Here is a 17,360-nt window from a genome sequence, read left to right as displayed (position 1 = left end):
TATTATCAAAGTAAAGAAAGGTAGCGATACTTTTTACAACAGTATTAAGATTGATTAAGTTAGTTTTAATTTTATTCTAGGAGAGAAGAGGACTTAACGGTCCTCTTTTTTTATTTATAAATACGAATACGCCCAATATATGAGTACGAATTGAATGGGTATTCTTAAAATCAAAATCCATCGAGGTATACCAGCACCGGCTTTTTCATTACTAAGCATATAAAAATGGACCAAGAGAAAAACCGTGAGCATTGCAATAATCAAGTATACGGAATATACCTTTGAAAAAGAAAAACAAAGTCCTAGGCCTACAAGTATCTCGACCAGACCGCTGAGTGCAACCATTAATTTTGGCGAAGGTATATATCTGGGCAAAATGCGAAGGTAGATTTTAGGCCTGGCAAAATGCATGATGCCGGCAGTGATGTACATAACGGCCATGATATAAAGATGCCAAGGGGCTTCCATAATTTCTGATTACGTAATAATTAAAGATACTTTTTTAAACGTTCCCGTTTATATTCAGGAAGGGCCTTGTTTTCTATAGCTAATTTTACAATGTTAGGGTCTTTATATTTTGCGTAAATAAGTTGGTAAAACTGCTGTACGGTAAGGGGATTTTCTGATTTTTCAACTAGCGTTAAAGAATCATTTTCATTTACTTTCCCTGCTTCAAGTATTCGTACATAGGTGCCCGGATGGCCGTGGTCAATATATTGTCTTAGGATTTCTTGGGTGCCAAAGCGAATACCAAGTTTATAGCAAGGTTCCCTAGGTTGGGAAACCTGAACTAATGCGGAGCCCATACGATAGATATCCCCAATACATAGTTTGGTCTCATCTAAGCCTTTAACAGTAAGGTTTTCACCGAACATGCCCCAATTCCAGTCCAAATGGGGGTATTTGCCTTTCCAATACGGATATTGATCAGCTGAAAACAAATAACAGGCCTTGTTCGGGCCTCCATGATGTTTTCTGTCAATTACCGTATCGTTTTCAACATCTGTCCCGCCCAATACTATGGCTTCTTCAGTCGGATACTTGTAAATTCCGGTCAGCTCTTCTTTTCCATTCCACAAAATGGTCGTGGGTTTTCCAATATTGGTGGCGATTACCTTCATGTTATAAAAATAGGAAACCACTGTATAATCAACAGTGGTTTTAAGATTTTATTTGTAATAAAAGATGTTATACCATGAAAAAGTCAATAACACTTAATTTAGGAATATGGTAGTTGCAAACAAAACAAATTGATTTATTTAGATATGCAATCGCTTAACAGAATTATAAATTTTAAAGTATTATAATTAATTGTTGTTAGGGTTCTGCTCCCTGAGTAAAACATAAATCATATAACCTGACAAAATAATCAGAAATGGTAATAAAATCAGGTCAATACGGATTATTGAGTTAGGGTAATCCTTTATTGCGGATTGTATCTGAAGCTCATAGGCAATAAACAAAGACCAAATCAAAAATAGCAATAGAACCAGTCCCTTATTGGATGAAAACATAGTTTTTTTAGTAAATATGCCAGAGTGCTTTAAAACTACCAAAATATTAGGGTTAGTTTCTGTCCTGATTTCCGAAATAAGTACAGATTAACCCTAAAACAGGGCCTTTTACATTATTCATAAAGGAAAGAACTCCCTTAATTAGGCTTTAATGATAGTTCGTAATATTGATTGAACCAATGACATTTTATTCAAGATTTAAATTCATAGCCTATTTTTTTCCTTGTACTTTGTCGGGGTAGTGCCCGTAAATTTTTTGAAGGCTGAATAAAAAGCACTTTTGCTTTGAAAGCCTACTTCTTGCCCAATACCTTCAATACTCAATTTTTTTGAACTTTTGCTTTTCAGTAGGGCTTGCGCTTTTTTTATTCGAAGTTCATTAATGTAATTATTGAAATTTTGACATAAAACAGAATTTATGGTTGTAGAGATGCGTTTCGGGTGGACATTTAGATTCTCGGCCAAATCGATTATGGTTAATTCTTTTTGGGTGAAACATTCGGATTCTTTTACATATTTATCTATTTCTTTCATAAAATTATTATGACTTTCATTCGAATACATGGGGATGTCAATTCGTTGTGTAGACGAATCGGCATTGTTTTCTTTTGTGATGTTTTTTGGTAAGACTGATAAAACATCCCGCTGTTTAATACCATTAATAGCAACCCAATAAATTGCTATAAGATCTATTATTGAAAAAATAATTTTAAAAAAATAATTTTGAGGTGAAAGGAAGTAAAGTAAATGAATGATTATAGATGTTGTTATACTATATATCAAGAAAAACCGGGCCCAATGCAAGACTTTGTATTCAATACTCGAGAAAGTATTTTCTACTTCGATTTTATGTTTTTTCAATAGTATTAAATTCCAAATCCCAATTGTCCAAGCATAAAAAATGCCTAAAAAGGTAAATACCAACTTATACATTGGACTGTCGGCAATTAATAGTTTTACGGAATAAGGTTGAAAGTAAATCAAGACTTGGAGAGCAAAAGAAGCCAAGCCTGGGTAGAGTACCCAGAATTTTATTTTTTTATCAGAAAAAACTGATATTTTTTGAGTATAAACAAAGAAAACAGGAAAGAGCAACCACGAAAAATTAAATGGTAGTAAGAACAGTTCCGGAAAGGTGTGTTCCAGATTTAAACCCTTTGGAATAAAATATGCCAACTTTAAAGAAAACAAAAGAAGATAAAGACCTAGAAAAAAAGTACTTCTATGATGTTTGTAATTCAATAGTAATAACAAGAACCCTAAGGTGATACCTTGTGTTAAGCCTAAAATATCCAAAAACGATTGGAGGTTATAATCGATTTCATATGGTCCGAACATATAGATTAAGCTACAATTTGAATCTTAATATACGCATTAGAATTATAAGAAATTAACTGTTAGCAATTTTAATTGTTCTGAATGGATAATTGGGCAAAAAAAAACCAAGGTTAGAACCTCGGTTTTATCAATATTAAAAAAGACATTTCTTTAATTGATGATAGACTACATGTAAAACAAATTAATTTTTATGGTCTTGTCATCTGACAATTTAAAAACCGATTTTTTAAAACTGGGTATTCCCTTATGGTTGTTTGAATTCCCGACTCCTTCCTTGGGCATTCCGAACCAGTTGGTCTTAAGCTCGTCATTATCATCTTCATCATGAAAAACCATTACGGCATATTCTCCTTTGGGTAGGTCCAGATCAATGTCGGCTTCGCCGTTTTCAATACGAACCAAGCCCTTTTCGATAGCTTTGTCCACATCACTTGGAAAACCTGACCTGTCGGAAAACACAGTGTAAAGTATTTTGCCTTTTTCAGACTCTATGCCTTCTATCTTAATGCTAAGATGTGCCTTTTGGGCAAATGAGAAGCACCCCAAAAGGAGTGCTATCCCTACTATTATTCGCTTCATTTATCGAAGTTGTTTAGCCAAATGTAGCCAAACTATTTGACCATTTCGTAACTCCTTTTAATAAAATTGGTCAACTCTTCTCCCTTGAGTAAGCCTTTTGATAATCTTGCCAGATCCAAGGATTGACTGATCAAACGTTCTCTCTTCTTAGCCGTTTTAGTGTTTAGGATTTCCCCTATCAGTTCATGGTTGGTGTTCACGATAAGATTGTACATCTCTGGCATATTGCCCATTCCGAACATTCCTCCGCCACCTGTTTGCTGCATCTCTTTCATTCTGCGCATAAATTCGGGTTCGGTAATAATGAAAGGTGAGGCATCACTGTCCATAGCCTCCATCTGAATGGTGTATCCCTTATCGGTAATAACCTCTTCCAAGTTGGTTTTAAGACGTTCTTTTTCCTCATCGGAAAGTTTGGAGATCTGCGTATCTTCTTTTTTGATTAGATTGTCCAAGTGATCAGCGTCTACCCTGGCAAAAGAAAGGTTCTCTTTGGTAGTTTCCAATTTCTGCATCAAGTGGCTGATAATCGGTGAATCCATCAACAAGACTTCATATCCTTTTGCTTTAGCGGCTTCGATATAACTATGTTGGGCTTCTTTGTCAGATGCGTAAAGGATAACCAATTTATCGTCTTTGTCGGTTTGGTTTTCCTTTAAAGTCTCTTTCATTTCGTCAAAAGTGTAGAATTTACCATCTACAGTTGGGTAAAGGGCAAATTTGTCGGCTTTTTCAAAAAATTTCTCTTCGGAAAGCATACCGTATTCGATCACGATCTTAATGTCATTCCATTTTGCCTCAAATTCTTCACGGTTGTTCTTGAAGAGCGAATTTAATTTGTCGGCAACCTTTCTGGTGATATAAGACGATATTTTCTTAACGGCACCATCGGCCTGTAAATAAGAACGTGAAACGTTCAAAGGAATGTCCGGAGAATCTATGACACCCCTTAGCATGGTTAAGAACTCAGGCACTATACCTTCAACATTGTCGGTTACGAAAACTTGGTTTTGATACAGTTGGATCCTGTCTTTCTGAACACTAAGGTCGTTCGTTAGTTTTGGAAAATAAAGAATACCGGTAAGGTTGAAAGGATAATCAACATTCAAGTGAATATGGAACAAAGGTTCCTCGAACTGCATCGGGTAAAGCTCCCTATAGAAGCTCTTGTAATCCTCGTCTTTTAAATCGGCCGGTTGTTTGGTCCAAGCAGGGTTGGGGTTGTTGATAATGTTATCAACTTTTTTGGTCGGTGCAGGGTCTTCTTCTTTTGCACCTTCAGGTTTTGGTAAGGTTTCCGTTTTTGTTCCGAATTTAATCGGGATAGGCATAAATTTATTGTACTTCTTCAACAATTCGGAAATTCTTCCTTCTTCCAAAAATTCTGTAGAATCTTCGGCTATATGAAGAATTATTTCGGTACCTCTTTCTTTTTTATCACTCTCTTTCAAAGAAAATTCAGGTGAACCGTCGCAAGACCAATGAACGGCAGGTTCATCTTTAAAACTCTTGGTAATGATCTCAACCTTGTCGGCCACCATGAATGCGGAATAAAAACCTAGTCCAAAGTGTCCTATGATACCGGCTTCCTTACCTGCATCCTTATATTTGTCCAAAAACTCCTCTGCACCTGAAAAGGCAACCTCATTAATGTATTTCTTAATTTCCTCTTCGGTCATTCCGAGACCTTGGTCAATGATATGTAATTTTTTACCTTCTTTATCAACCTTGATCTCTATTATAGGATTGCCATATTCAACTTTGGCCTCACCTATAGAACTAAGGTGCTTAAGTTTAAGGGTCGCATCCGTAGCATTTGAAATAAGCTCACGAAGAAAAATTTCGTGATCACTGTATAAGAACTTCTTTATTAAAGGAAAGATATTATCAACTGAAACATTGATTTTGCCTGTTGCCATTTTATATAGTTTTTTAATATTTATCTAAACTTACCTGTCAAAAAAAATACCATACTTATAAAGGGTGACAAACTGACACGGTAAAGTACTTAAATTTCTGTGACTCAAAATTTAACAAAAATTTTGTTTAATTAATAATCTAAAAGATTAAACAAGTCTTATCTTTGTAGGGATTGGGAATTGATTTTGCTATGAAAAGTCATGTTGAACCAATTACTACCAGGTTTTAGTGGTTAGGTTGTTTGAAAACGTGCTTTCAGATGAAAGTGCGTTTTTTCTGCTATCGAATCGTAAGGAATCGGTTTTATTCTATACCAATTTATTAATATATATATGCTATGGGAGCAAAAGCAAAAACAAAGAAACTTACAGAAAATGATGTAATTACCATGTATATGGATGATGTGCTGGAGAATGAAACCCAACCACGGTCCGTATATAAATTCTGTAAAAGGCATTCGATTACCGAAGCTGAATTTTACGGGGTTTTCGGTTCGCTTGAATCGATTCCTAAACGAATTTGGAGTGTATTCTTCGAGAATACAGAAGATTTACTTCGTAAGAACAAGGAATTCGACGATTTTTCGAATAAGGATAAGATGTTGACCTTTTTCTATTCTTTTTTCGAACTATTGACCTTGAACCGTAGTTATGTGCTCCTTGCCCTACACCAAGAAGATAACCCTTTAAAAAACTTGGAACAGTTAAAAGGACTGCGCAAGCAAATCAAGAATTTTGCAACCATTTTGATAGAGGATGGTAATGCCGATAAAACTTTAAAAATAACAAAGTTCAATCCTAAATTATTTTCAGAAGGGGCATGGTTTCAATTTTTGTTTTTATTGAAGTTCTGGAAAGATGATGAATCCAAAGGGTTCGAAAAAACCGATATGGCAATAGAAAAGTCGGTAAATACCATTTTCGATGTTTTCGATAATACACCTCTGGAAAATATCATAGATTTCGGGAAATTCCTTTATAAAGAAACCTTTGTTTAATTGTTAGTTTAAAGCCGATAACGTATTGAAAACACTTGATAAGATTCCCACAGGAAAGATAGAAAGGGCCGGTAGACTGGTGAAGACAGGAGTACGGATAGGGGGTAATTATGCAAAATATTACGGCAAAAAGTTGGTGAACCCTGACCATAGTAAGGATGAACTGAATGAGGATAATGCGGGTGATATTTATGACGGACTTAAAAGTCTTAAGGGCAGCGCCCTAAAAGTTGCCCAAATGTTGAGTATGGAGAAAAACCTACTGCCGCGGGCTTATGTCGAAAAGTTTTCCCTTTCACAGTTTTCGGTTCCTCCGCTATCCGCCCCATTGGTACGTAAAACCTTTAAGCAGTATTTAGGTAAATATCCGGAAGATATTTTCGATACATTCGATCGGGATTCTATCAATGCGGCCAGTATAGGCCAAGTGCATAAAGCAACTAAAGACGGAAAGGAATTGGCAGTAAAAATCCAGTATCCGGGAGTTGCCGAGAGTATAAGTAGCGATTTGGCCTTGGTTAAACCTATTGCTATTCGTATGTTCAATCTTCAAGGTAAGGATTCGGATAAATATTTTAAGGAGATGGAGCATAAATTGGTTGAAGAAACCAATTATTTATTGGAGTTGAAGCAAAGTATTGAGATTACCGAATCTTGTTCGGTTATACCCAATTTAGAATTTCCAGAATATTATAAAGACCTGTCCAGCGAACGTATCATTACCATGGATTGGATGCATGGGGTTCATTTAAGTGAGTTTGCTAAGGCCGGTTTTACAAAGGAACAAGGCAATAAGCTAGGACAGACCTTATGGGACTTTTATATGTTCCAAATTCACGCATTGCGCAAGGTTCATGCGGATCCCCATCCCGGAAATTTCCTTGTGGGTAATCAAGAAACCTTGATTGCCATAGATTTTGGTTGTATTAAAGAGATTCCCGATGAGTTTTATGTACCTTATTTTGAATTGTCTAAAAAGGAGAATATTTCCAATGACTCGGTCTTTGTTGAAAAGTTGTATGAACTTGAGATTTTGACCTCCGCTGATACGCCAGAAGAATTCATTTTTTTCAAGGAGCTCTTCAAGGAAATGTTGACCCTGTTTACTTCACCGTTAAATGAGGAGGTCTTTGATTTTGGTTCGGATATATTTTGGGCCAAAATAGCTGACCTTAGCCAACGTTATTCAACGGATCCTCAAATTCGAAAAATGAACGGTAATAGGGGATCTAAACATTTTCTCTATATGAACCGAACTTTTTTCGGCCTTTTTAATCTTTTGTACGACCTTAAAGCAACGGTTCAGGTAAATAATTTTAAAAATTATCTTAGTTAATACCTAAGTATCGGTTGTTCGGATAACTGTTGTTTTATGTTTTGATTAAAAGCGGAGCAATCACTACCTTGCACCCGTATAGATTGTCGCAATCTATGACACAAACCTAAACAGACTTCAAGATGTATAATTCAAAAATTACAGGCCTCGGGTATTTTGTACCTGAAAACGTTGTCACCAATGATGATTTAGCCAAGGTAATGGATACCAATGATGAATGGATCCAAGAACGTACCGGGATAAAAGAGCGTAGACACGTTATAAAAGGGGATGATACTACCATGACCATGGGGGTAAAAGCAGCTAAAATAGCTATAGAAAGAGCAGGTATAGACAAAAACGATATTGATTTTATCGTTTTTGCCACACTTAGTCCGGATTTTTATTTTCCAGGTCCAGGGGTATTGGTTCAACGAGAACTGGGGATAAAAACAGTTGGGGCCTTAGATGTAAGAAACCAATGTTCGGGTTTTGTCTATGGTATTTCTGTTGCCGATCAGTATATTAAAACCGGCATGTACAAAAATGTCCTGGTCATTGGTTCCGAAGTCCATTCTACCGGGCTCGATTTTAGTACTAGGGGGAGAGGGGTTACCGTAATTTTCGGTGATGGCGCAGGAGCTGCGGTTCTTTCAAGGGAAGAAGATAATTCTAAAGGTATCTTATCTACCCATTTACACTCTGAAGGCGAGCATGCAGAAGAGCTTTCGTTGGTTGCACCCGGTATGGGAAAAAGATGGATTACCGATATTATAAAGGACAACGATCCTGAAGAAACCTCTTATTACCCATATATGAACGGACAATTCGTTTTCAAAAATGCCGTTGTTCGTTTTAGTGAGGTGATTATGGAAGGTCTTACCGCCAATGGTCTTACTGAGAAAGACATTGATCTTTTGATACCGCATCAGGCCAATTTGAGAATTTCGCAATTTATCCAAAGAAAATTTCGATTACGAGATGATCAAATATTCAATAATATCATGAAATATGGTAACACCACAGCGGCCTCTATTCCAATTGCTTTAACAGAAGCTTGGGAGCAAGGTAAGGTAAAAGACGGCGATTTGGTTGTCCTTGCTGCTTTTGGTAGCGGGTTTACTTGGGGTAGTGTCATAATACGATGGTAAAATAACACCTTGGAATAAAAATCAAAACCCTGACGAATTTCGTCAGGGTTTTTTCTTGGCAAACCTTTGCTGGAATCAACCAACCATCATTCCATGAAGAATTCGCCAAATCTTTTAGGTATTTAATTAAGAACCTATCTGTTTTTTTGATTCCTTTCTATATATAAAGACGGAATTTCTCAGTTTTTGTTACCGATAAATCTAACTTTAACGTTCTTTCCTGAACAAGAACGAATAGGTATAATCGACTTCTTTTGCTTTAAAAGCTTACAAAAGAAGGGGGGCAGGGTTAGAAACGTAAAGAATTAAAATATAAAACCCTGACGTTTCCGTCAGGGTTCCTTTCGCTGATATGCTATACTAAACACTAACCATTAACTATAAACATATAGCTTCATCAACGACCTTATATTTTGTTACAGTAATATTCGTATTATTTATTAGACGTACTTTTATTCAAAAAGTTACACTTACTAAACAATTTTAACATATGAAAGACACACTTGTTTTTGGGGCTTCATTGAAACCAGACCGTTATAGCAATATGGCAATTGAACGACTGGTCGGCAAAGAAATTGCTACACAGGCATACGGATTACAAGTAGGGGTAATTCACGGGGTGCAAATTAAGGCCAATTTAAATGATATCCAAAATATACATACAATTACTTTGTATTTAAATCCCAGAAGGCAAAAAGAATATTATAATGACATCATTAACTTACAACCAAAGAGGGTAATTTTTAACCCAGGGACCGAAAATCCTGAGTTTTATAAATTATTGGCAGAAAATGACATTGAGGCTGTTGTTGCCTGTACTTTGGTAATGTTGGCAACCGATCAATATTAAAGATGGTTTTTGTCGTTTTTCTTCATATCAAAAAGTTTATTTGGTTTGATATGGGTTATTGATCGCTACTTTTTTTTCGTATTAAATGCAGGCCAATAAAGGTTATAAGTCCGTTCAAGGGAAGTAATTCATAACCAAAAACATAGCCGCCCAAATTTTCAGGGGGCAATTTACCCAAGATATAACAAATTATAACAGAGACAAGGGCAACAACCCAAACGTATTTATCCTTGATTTGATGTTTTGTGAAAATACCGAATGCGAAAAGACCGAGTAAAGGGCCGTAAGTATATGAGGCTACTTGTAGAAGTCCGTCGATTACATTAGTGTCAAGAATGTGTTTAAATGCTATGACTACAATAATCAGTAAAAGGCTCATGCCAATATGCGTGGCCTTTCTTATTTTCTTTTTCATGATTTCCGGCTTATGCCCAATACCTAAAAAGTCTACGCAAAACGAGGTGGTCAGTGATGTTAGTGCGCTGTCGGCACTACTGTAGGCCGCGGCAATGAGACCAAGGATAAAAGTAACTGCTACGGTCATACCCAACCCACTGTTCAAAGCGATTTCAGGAAACAGAAGATCGGATTTTGGATTGCCGTCCATCAAAGGAACCGCAATCTGGAATTTTTCGGCATAAATAAAAAGAAGGGCTCCAAGGAGCATAAAAAGAAAGGTCACTGCAACCAATACAATACTAAAACTAACCATGTTCTTTTGGGCATCTTTCAGTGTTTTACAGGTGAGGTTTTTTTGCATCATATCCTGGTCTAAACCTGTCATGCATATCGTTATGAACATTCCGCCTAAAAAAGATTTTACTAGATGGTTTTTCTGTGAAAAATCTTCGAGAAACCATGTTTTGTTGTATTCTTTCAGTTCTGAAGAGGATAAAAAATCCATAAAACTCCAATTCATTTGGTCAAGTATGAAGTAGATCGATAGCCCTACGGAAACCAGCATGAACAAGGTTTGTAAAGTATCTGTCCATACAATGGTCTTGATTCCTCCTCTGAATGTGTAGATCCAGATTAGTAAAATAGATAAGGTTACGGTGAGTTCAAAAGGAACATTCCAAGTATCGAAAACGAATTGTTGTAGTACTATGGCCACTAAGAACAACCTAAACGCGGCACCCAGAACACGTGAAACAAAAAATGAAATGGCACCGACTTTATAACTCACGAACCCGAATCTTTCATCGAGATATTCGTAGATCGAAGTTACGTTTTGCCTATAATAAACGGGCAGCAGCACATAAGCGACGACAAAATAACCCAGCGAATAACCGAAGACCACCTGCATATAACTGAATTCGGAGGCCTCTACCCATCCTGGAACCGATATAAACGTGACTCCTGATAAGGATGCGCCTATCATGCCAAAGGCAACCAAGTACCATGGCGATTGTTTGCCGGCCTTGAAAAAATCAGCATTCGAATCGTTTTTTCCGGTAAAATGGGAAATTAATAAAAGTACAATGAAGTAAGCTCCAATAAGAAGCAGGATATGGGTTGCTGTCATATAAATTTAATTCAAATGCAAAGTACAAAAAGCAAAAATAGTGTGTAATTTTGTTGCTATGGATTTTTCATCAAAACTTTTGGAGAATGCTGTTCATGAAATGTCCCAGTTACCGGGAATAGGTAAACGAACGGCCTTGCGATTGGTTCTTCATTTATTGAAACAGCCAAATGGGCAAACCATGCGGTTGGCCTCTGCTTTGGAAGATTTACGTAATTCGGTTAAATTCTGTAGCCGTTGCCACAATATTTCCGATGTTGAGGTTTGTGAAATATGCTCCAATCCAAAGCGGGATGATCAAGTTGTCTGTGTTGTAGAGGATATCAGGGATGTCATGGCCATTGAGAATACAGGTCAGTATAATGGACTCTATCATGTATTAGGAGGAAAGATCTCGCCCATGGAAGGAGTTGGCCCGCAAGAGCTGACCATATCATCTTTGGTCAAAAAGGCAAAGGAAGGGGATATCAAAGAATTGATTTTTGCACTAAGTTCAACCATGGAAGGGGATACGACCAATTTCTATATTTATAAACAACTCGAGGGGTTGGATATAAAAACATCGACCATTGCCCGTGGTATTTCTATAGGTGATGAATTGGAATATGCTGATGAGGTAACCTTGGGGCGTAGTATACTGAACAGGATTCCGTTTGAAAATTCATTGAAAACAAACTAAGATTACATCTAATGAATTAATTTGCTTTATTTTTTATTAATTTTGCAAATAATTCATCTAAAACCGTGTATAATTTAACAATATGTCAAAATTTGAATTGAAATTACCGCGAATGGGAGAGAGTGTTGCAGAGGCAACATTGACCTCATGGTTGAAAGAAGTGGGCGATACTATTGAAATGGATGAGGCAGTTTTTGAAATAGCCACTGACAAGGTAGATTCCGAAGTGCCCAGTGAAGTGGATGGCGTTTTGGTTGAAAAACTGTTCAATATTGATGATGTGGTAAAGGTGGGTGATGTGGTTGCCGTAATAGAGGTTGAAGGCGACCAAATGGAAAGTGCTGATGAGGTAGGTGATACTGATGAAGAAGAGGTTGAAGTACCGGTTGAGGTTGTAGGTGAAATTTCCCAAAGCATAGAAGTGGCCAAGGAGACAGTGGGCAGTACTATTCAAAAACAAAGTTCTTCGGAACGTTTTTATTCCCCATTGGTTAAAAATATAGCCAAACAAGAAGGCATTTCTTTAAAAGAGTTGGATGCGATCAAAGGTACCGGTTCAGAAGGTAGGGTAACCAAAGGTGATATTTTACAATTTGTATCGTCAAGGAATTCTTCTGGAGTACCTTCCGTAGAACCTAAAATAGAAAAGCAACATGCGCAAGTGGTTGAAAGTACGCAGTCTGTTTCCAAGGATAAGCCACAACCCTCTCGACCTGTTTCTTCAGAAGGCGTAGAAGTCTTGGAAATGTCTCGTATGGGTAAACTCATTGCGAAACATATGTCAGAAAGTGTTTCTACATCTGCTCACGTACAGAGTTTTATAGAGGTAGATGTGACTAAAATAGTTAATTGGAGAAACAAGGTAAAAGATTCTTTTTTTGATGCTGAAGGTGAAAAACTAACGTTTACACCAATATTTATGGAGGCTGTTGCAAAGGCTTTAAAGAAATATCCGATGATGAATATTTCTGTTGAAGGAGATACGGTCTTGAAGAAAAAAAACATCAATATAGGAATGGCGGCAGCGTTGCCCGATGGTAACCTGATCGTTCCCGTTATTAAAAATGCCGATCAATTGAACTTGGTTGGTATGACCAAAGTGGTCAATGATCTTGCGGAGCGTTCTAGAAACAACCAATTAAAACCAGATGAGGTGCAGGATGGTACGTACACCGTTACTAATGTGGGTACTTTTGGTAGTGTTTTTGGCACACCCATAATCAATCAGCCCCAAGTGGGTATTTTAGCCCTTGGTGCTATTAGGAAAGTGCCTTCTGTAATTGAGACAGCTGAAGGGGATTTTATTGGTATTCGCAGTAAAATGTTTCTCTCCCATAGTTACGACCATCGGGTCGTGAATGGTGCTTTGGGCAGTATGTTCATAAAGGCCGTAGCCGATTACCTTGAAGCATGGGATATGAACAGGGAGATTTAGAAAACGGAAGTCTCCCCACCTGATTAATTTCTAAATTGTCATAGTTACTCGGATGTATATTGCTATTCCTTAGTCAATATATGTGTAAACAATTATTAAGGGTATTCATTCGCTCAAAGTTTTCTAAAACTTATCTTTGTTCAAATTTTAAGAAGGAATGGAATTAAAACTTACAAAACCGATATGTTTTTTTGATCTGGAAACAACAGGCACCAATGTGGCCCATGATAGAATTGTAGAGATATCCATTTTAAAAGTATATCCTAACGGGAATAAGGAGAGTAAAACTTGGTTGGTGAACCCAGGGGTCAAAATTCCCGATGAGGTTGTGAAAATCCATGGAATTTCAAATGAGAAGGTGGCCAATGAACCAACATTTAAGGAGTTGTCAAAGGAAATTTACGCAATGATCAAGGATAGTGATCTCGGAGGTTTTAATTCCGACCGATTTGATATTCCTTTGTTGGCGGAGGAAATGCTACGGGCCGATGTTGATTTTGATATGAAGCATATGTTGTCTATAGATGTGCAGACCATTTTTCATAAGATGGAAAAAAGAACCCTCGAAGCTGCTTATAAGTTCTATTGCGATAAAGACCTTACCGACGCACATAGTGCCGAAGCTGATACGAATGCAACTTATGAGGTGCTTTTGTCCCAATTGCAACGTTATCCCGAATTGGAGAACAATGTTAAAATGTTGGCTGAGTTCTCAACACATAAGAAGATGGTTGATTTTGCAGGATTCATTGCTTTGGATGAAAACGAAGAGGAAGTTTTCGCCTTTGGAAAGCATAAAGGAAAAAAAGTGCTCGATGTATTGGATAAGGAGCCAGGATATTTCGGGTGGATATTGAATGCTGATTTTCCTTTGTATACCAAAAAAGTCCTGACCCAGATAAAATTGAGCAGATTAAATAACAAGTTGAGTTAAATGCGATTTTTCGTACTTCTTTTTATTCTTTTTTGTGCTATTGGTGTTCATGGTCAAGAGGTGCTTTTCGAAGGGCATGTCTATGATCATAAGACGAAAGAGCCCATTCCCTACGTGAACCTGAGTTTTCTTAATACCTTAAAAGGAACATCGACAGATGAAAAAGGGCATTTCTTTATTGATATTCCAACTCCTTTTTTAGATAAACAAATTCATATTTCTTCTTTGGGGTATAAAGATACCATCGTGGTGGCCAAGAACATTTATAAGATGAAACGGTTTGATATGGTCGAGGAGTCTTATGAGTTGGATGAGGTCGTGGTTTCCCAATCTTTAGGAAACTCCGATGTCCTCAATCCAATAAGTAGTTATAGCCTTACCAGTGGTTTTTCATCTTCCTCGACTCCTTGGGTATTGGCCTTGTATTTTCCAAACATCGGAGCGCAGAAGAAATACATGGAAAAGGTAACGGTGTTTTTTCAAAAGAATTCGGAATTCAATAGGCCAACGGCAAAATTTCGATTGCGAATTTATGATGTTGATTCAGAGACTAAAAAACCTAAAACCGATATATTGAGAAAAAGTATGGTTTTGGAGTCTAATGTGGAGGAAGATTTTGTATCCATAGACCTTGGTGCCCTGAATATGAAAATTCCGCAAGAAGGAATTTATGTAGGTGTTGAATGGTTGTTCGTGCCTTATAACTGGTATAAGAATACCTTAATTCACCCTCTAACTAATAAGAAAGTGATTGAAGATCGGTTTGCCCCAACTTTTGGAGCTGTTTATAATAAAAACCAAAATTATAAAGCCATGGTTTATGGAATGGGTGAATGGACTGATTTTAAGGTTAGGTCCAAGGACAATACCAAAAACCTGATTCCGGCCATTAGTGTCAAATTATCCAAAGAGTAATAACATATGAAGATAGTATGTATAGGTAGGAATTATGCCGCACATATAGAGGAGTTAAAGAATGAGCGTCCTACTGATCCAGTAGTGTTCATTAAACCAGACTCTGCCGTATTGCCAAAGGAGCAAGATTTTTACATTCCCGATTTTACGAATAATGTTCATTATGAAGTTGAGGTCTTGGTGAAGATCTGTAAGGTTGGTAAGCATATTAGTGAGGATTTTGCCCATAAATATTACGATGAAATAGGATTGGGGATAGATTTTACGGCAAGGGACCTTCAATCCCAATTGAAGGAAAAAGGATTGCCATGGGAAAAGGCAAAAGGTTTTGATGGGTCGGCAGTCATTGGTAAATGGCTCCCGAAGTCAAATTTCAAAAATCTGGAAAATCTCAATTTTACCCTTGAACAGAATGGAGAGGTTGTACAGGACGGTAATACCGGTCTAATGCTCTGGAAGATAGATGAGCTAATTGCCTATGTCTCAAAATACTTTACCTTGAAAAAAGGTGATGTAATATTTACGGGCACTCCAGCGGGTGTTGGTCAGATTGCTACAAATGATTACCTTTCGGGCAAGTTGGAGGGACAAGAACTTTTTACTTTAAAAATTAAATAATGATATACAATCTTGATAAAATAAATGAAATGGCTGAAGGGGATGAGGATTTCATCAATTCTGTTATATCCGTCTTCTTGGAAGAGGTTCCCCAGGATCTTGAGGGACTTGAAAAAGCCTTGGACGAGCAAAATCATCATCAGGTGTATCAACTCGCGCATAAAATAAAGCCCAACGTAGATCTTTTGGGAATGGAGCAAACAAGGGCTGTTGCCCTTCAAATAGAGACCTTAGGGAAAAATTCTGCCAATATGAGCGAGATTCGAAGTGTATTTCCTTTATTGAAAAAGGATATTTACCAAGTTGTCGCAGAACTTAAAAATGATTTTAATCTGTAATGTTCGCAGAAATTATCACTATTGGCGATGAGATCCTAATTGGTCAGATCGTTGATACCAATTCCGCATTCATTGCGAAGGAGTTGAATAAAATAGGGGTATCGGTTTATCAGATTACCTCTGTACAGGATGACAGGCAACACATACTTAATGCCCTTACTGAGGCAAAATCCAGGGCCCAAATCGTAATAGTAACTGGAGGATTGGGTCCAACCAAGGATGATATAACCAAACATACCTTTTGTGATTTTTTCGATGATGTATTAGTTCAGGACAAATCAGTGTTAAAACACGTAGAGCATCTGTTTGCTAGCATCATATCCACACCGATATCCGAAGTGAACAGACAACAAGCGATGGTCCCATCCAAGGCTACCGTTTTGCATAATGCAAATGGTACGGCCCCGGGAATGTGGGTTAAGAAAGACGGGGTTGCCTTCGTGTCGTTGCCAGGGGTGCCTTTTGAAATGAAGGCTTTGATCGTAGATGCCGTAATCCCCAAGATAATCAAGGAATTCAAAAGACCGTACATTATCCATAGGACATTGGTCACTTATGGTTTGGGGGAAAGTGCATTGGCGGAAAGAATCGAAGATTGGGAAGATCAGCTGCCACCGTTTATTAAATTGGCTTATTTACCTAATTTAGGAAAGGTCAGGTTGCGATTAAGTGCGAAAGGTAAGGATAAGCAAATCTTGCTTGATGCCATTGAGTTGGAAATTGAAAAATTACAGCCCTTGATCGGTGACATATTATATGGTACCGAAGATGAAGAAACCCTGGAGGAGCGGGTCGCAAAATTGTTTACGGCCAAAAATATGACCTTGGCCACTGCGGAAAGTTGTACCGGGGGGAGAATCGCAGAACAGATTACGGCCATACCGGGTGCTTCGGCTTATTATAAAGGTACGGTTGTAAGTTATGCTACAGATGTAAAGGTAAATGTACTCAAGGTGCAAGAAAAATTGATCAAAGAACATTCAGTTGTCAGTGCCGAAGTAGCAACGGCAATGGCCGTGAATGTGAAATCATTGTTGAAAAGTGATTTTGCCGTGGCGACAACCGGGAATGCCGGACCCACTAAAGGGGATTCAGATGCAGAGGTAGGAACGGTATTTATCGCTGTTGCTACCCCAAAAGAGGTGATAGTTAATAAGTTTATGTTTGGGAAACAACGTTTTAGGATTGTCCAAAAGGCTGTAAATAAGGCGTTTGAGTTACTTCAAAAAGAAATTGTAAAAATCTGAACCAT

General features: G+C 37.5%; 17 protein-coding genes. 11 read left to right on the top strand and 6 right to left on the bottom strand.

The features are described 5' to 3' along the window. Nucleotides 1–114 precede the first annotated feature (114 nt). The 5 genes from GJ691_RS15680 to htpG all read right to left on the bottom strand — a co-directional run bounded on the left by GJ691_RS15680 (nt 115) and on the right by htpG (nt 5,350). Nucleotides 115–468 carry a DoxX family protein gene (locus GJ691_RS15680; RefSeq protein ID WP_154368549.1) on the bottom strand — a complete coding sequence of 118 codons (354 nt, stop codon included), beginning with the start codon at nt 466–468 and terminating at the stop codon, nt 115–117. 20 nt (nt 469–488) lie between these two features. Further along, nucleotides 489–1,121: an MOSC domain-containing protein gene (locus tag GJ691_RS15675; protein ID WP_154368547.1), complete on the bottom strand. Its 633-nt coding sequence runs from the start codon at nt 1,119–1,121 to the stop codon at nt 489–491. Between the two features lie 597 nt (nt 1,122–1,718). Further along, nucleotides 1,719–2,048: a helix-turn-helix domain-containing protein gene (locus tag GJ691_RS19585; RefSeq protein WP_179955141.1), complete on the bottom strand. Its 330-nt coding sequence runs from the start codon at nt 2,046–2,048 to the stop codon at nt 1,719–1,721. A gap of 969 nt (nt 2,049–3,017) precedes the next feature. Beyond that, nucleotides 3,018–3,431: a DUF2141 domain-containing protein gene (locus GJ691_RS15665; RefSeq protein ID WP_154368543.1), complete on the bottom strand. Its 414-nt coding sequence runs from the start codon at nt 3,429–3,431 to the stop codon at nt 3,018–3,020. A 32-nt stretch (nt 3,432–3,463) separates the two neighbouring features. Continuing rightward, nucleotides 3,464–5,350, bottom strand: coding sequence for a molecular chaperone HtpG (gene htpG, locus GJ691_RS15660; protein ID WP_154368542.1), 1,887 nt, complete (start codon nt 5,348–5,350; stop codon nt 3,464–3,466). Between the two features lie 338 nt (nt 5,351–5,688). Here htpG and GJ691_RS15655 point away from each other — a divergent pair, with 338 nt between their 5' ends. The 4 genes from GJ691_RS15655 to GJ691_RS15640 all read left to right on the top strand — a co-directional run bounded on the left by GJ691_RS15655 (nt 5,689) and on the right by GJ691_RS15640 (nt 9,664). Beyond that, nucleotides 5,689–6,348, top strand: coding sequence for a TetR family transcriptional regulator C-terminal domain-containing protein (locus GJ691_RS15655; protein WP_154368540.1), 660 nt, complete (start codon nt 5,689–5,691; stop codon nt 6,346–6,348). A 25-nt stretch (nt 6,349–6,373) separates the two neighbouring features. Next, nucleotides 6,374–7,684 carry an ABC1 kinase family protein gene (locus tag GJ691_RS15650; RefSeq protein WP_154368538.1) on the top strand — a complete coding sequence of 437 codons (1,311 nt, stop codon included), beginning with the start codon at nt 6,374–6,376 and terminating at the stop codon, nt 7,682–7,684. Between the two features lie 122 nt (nt 7,685–7,806). Continuing rightward, on the top strand, nt 7,807–8,814 hold the full coding sequence (locus tag GJ691_RS15645) for a 3-oxoacyl-ACP synthase III family protein (protein ID WP_154368535.1): 1,008 nt from the start codon (nt 7,807–7,809) through the stop codon (nt 8,812–8,814). A 490-nt stretch (nt 8,815–9,304) separates the two neighbouring features. Further along, nucleotides 9,305–9,664 (top strand): CoA-binding protein, encoded by a 360-nt coding sequence (locus GJ691_RS15640; RefSeq protein WP_154368533.1) that lies wholly within the window; start codon nt 9,305–9,307, stop codon nt 9,662–9,664. A gap of 55 nt (nt 9,665–9,719) precedes the next feature. Here the strand turns inward: GJ691_RS15640 and GJ691_RS15635 are convergent, their stop codons facing one another. Next, a complete protein-coding gene (locus GJ691_RS15635; protein WP_154368532.1) occupies nt 9,720–11,189 on the bottom strand; it encodes a sodium:solute symporter in 1,470 nt (489 codons plus the stop codon). A 58-nt stretch (nt 11,190–11,247) separates the two neighbouring features. On the opposite strand from GJ691_RS15635, the gene recR reads away from it, so the two are divergent. From recR to GJ691_RS15600, 7 genes are all read left to right on the top strand, one after another. After that, complete coding sequence (gene recR, locus GJ691_RS15630; RefSeq protein WP_154368530.1) at nt 11,248–11,868, top strand: recombination mediator RecR; 621 nt, start codon at nt 11,248–11,250, stop codon at nt 11,866–11,868. A gap of 82 nt (nt 11,869–11,950) precedes the next feature. Continuing rightward, a complete protein-coding gene (locus GJ691_RS15625; RefSeq protein ID WP_154368528.1) occupies nt 11,951–13,303 on the top strand; it encodes a dihydrolipoamide acetyltransferase family protein in 1,353 nt (450 codons plus the stop codon). Between the two features lie 157 nt (nt 13,304–13,460). Further along, complete coding sequence (locus tag GJ691_RS15620) at nt 13,461–14,237, top strand: 3'-5' exonuclease (RefSeq protein WP_154368526.1); 777 nt, start codon at nt 13,461–13,463, stop codon at nt 14,235–14,237. Then, entirely contained in the window at nt 14,238–15,152 is a 915-nt protein-coding gene (locus GJ691_RS15615) for a carboxypeptidase-like regulatory domain-containing protein (RefSeq protein ID WP_154368524.1), read from the top strand. A 6-nt stretch (nt 15,153–15,158) separates the two neighbouring features. After that, a complete protein-coding gene (locus tag GJ691_RS15610) occupies nt 15,159–15,770 on the top strand; it encodes a fumarylacetoacetate hydrolase family protein (protein ID WP_154368522.1) in 612 nt (203 codons plus the stop codon). Beyond that, nucleotides 15,770–16,108: an Hpt domain-containing protein gene (locus GJ691_RS15605; RefSeq protein WP_154368520.1), complete on the top strand. Its 339-nt coding sequence runs from the start codon at nt 15,770–15,772 to the stop codon at nt 16,106–16,108. The genes GJ691_RS15610 and GJ691_RS15605 overlap by 1 nt, the downstream gene beginning before the upstream one ends. After that, complete coding sequence (locus GJ691_RS15600; protein WP_154368518.1) at nt 16,108–17,355, top strand: competence/damage-inducible protein A; 1,248 nt, start codon at nt 16,108–16,110, stop codon at nt 17,353–17,355. The genes GJ691_RS15605 and GJ691_RS15600 overlap by 1 nt, the downstream gene beginning before the upstream one ends. The last annotated feature ends 5 nt before the right edge of the window (nt 17,356–17,360 follow it).

This window comes from Maribacter luteus (assembly GCF_009674825.1).
Lineage (GTDB): Bacteria > Bacteroidota > Bacteroidia > Flavobacteriales > Flavobacteriaceae > Maribacter_A > Maribacter_A luteus.
Note: the sequence above shows the minus strand (reverse complement) of the source record. Positions and strands in the feature narration are given on the sequence as shown.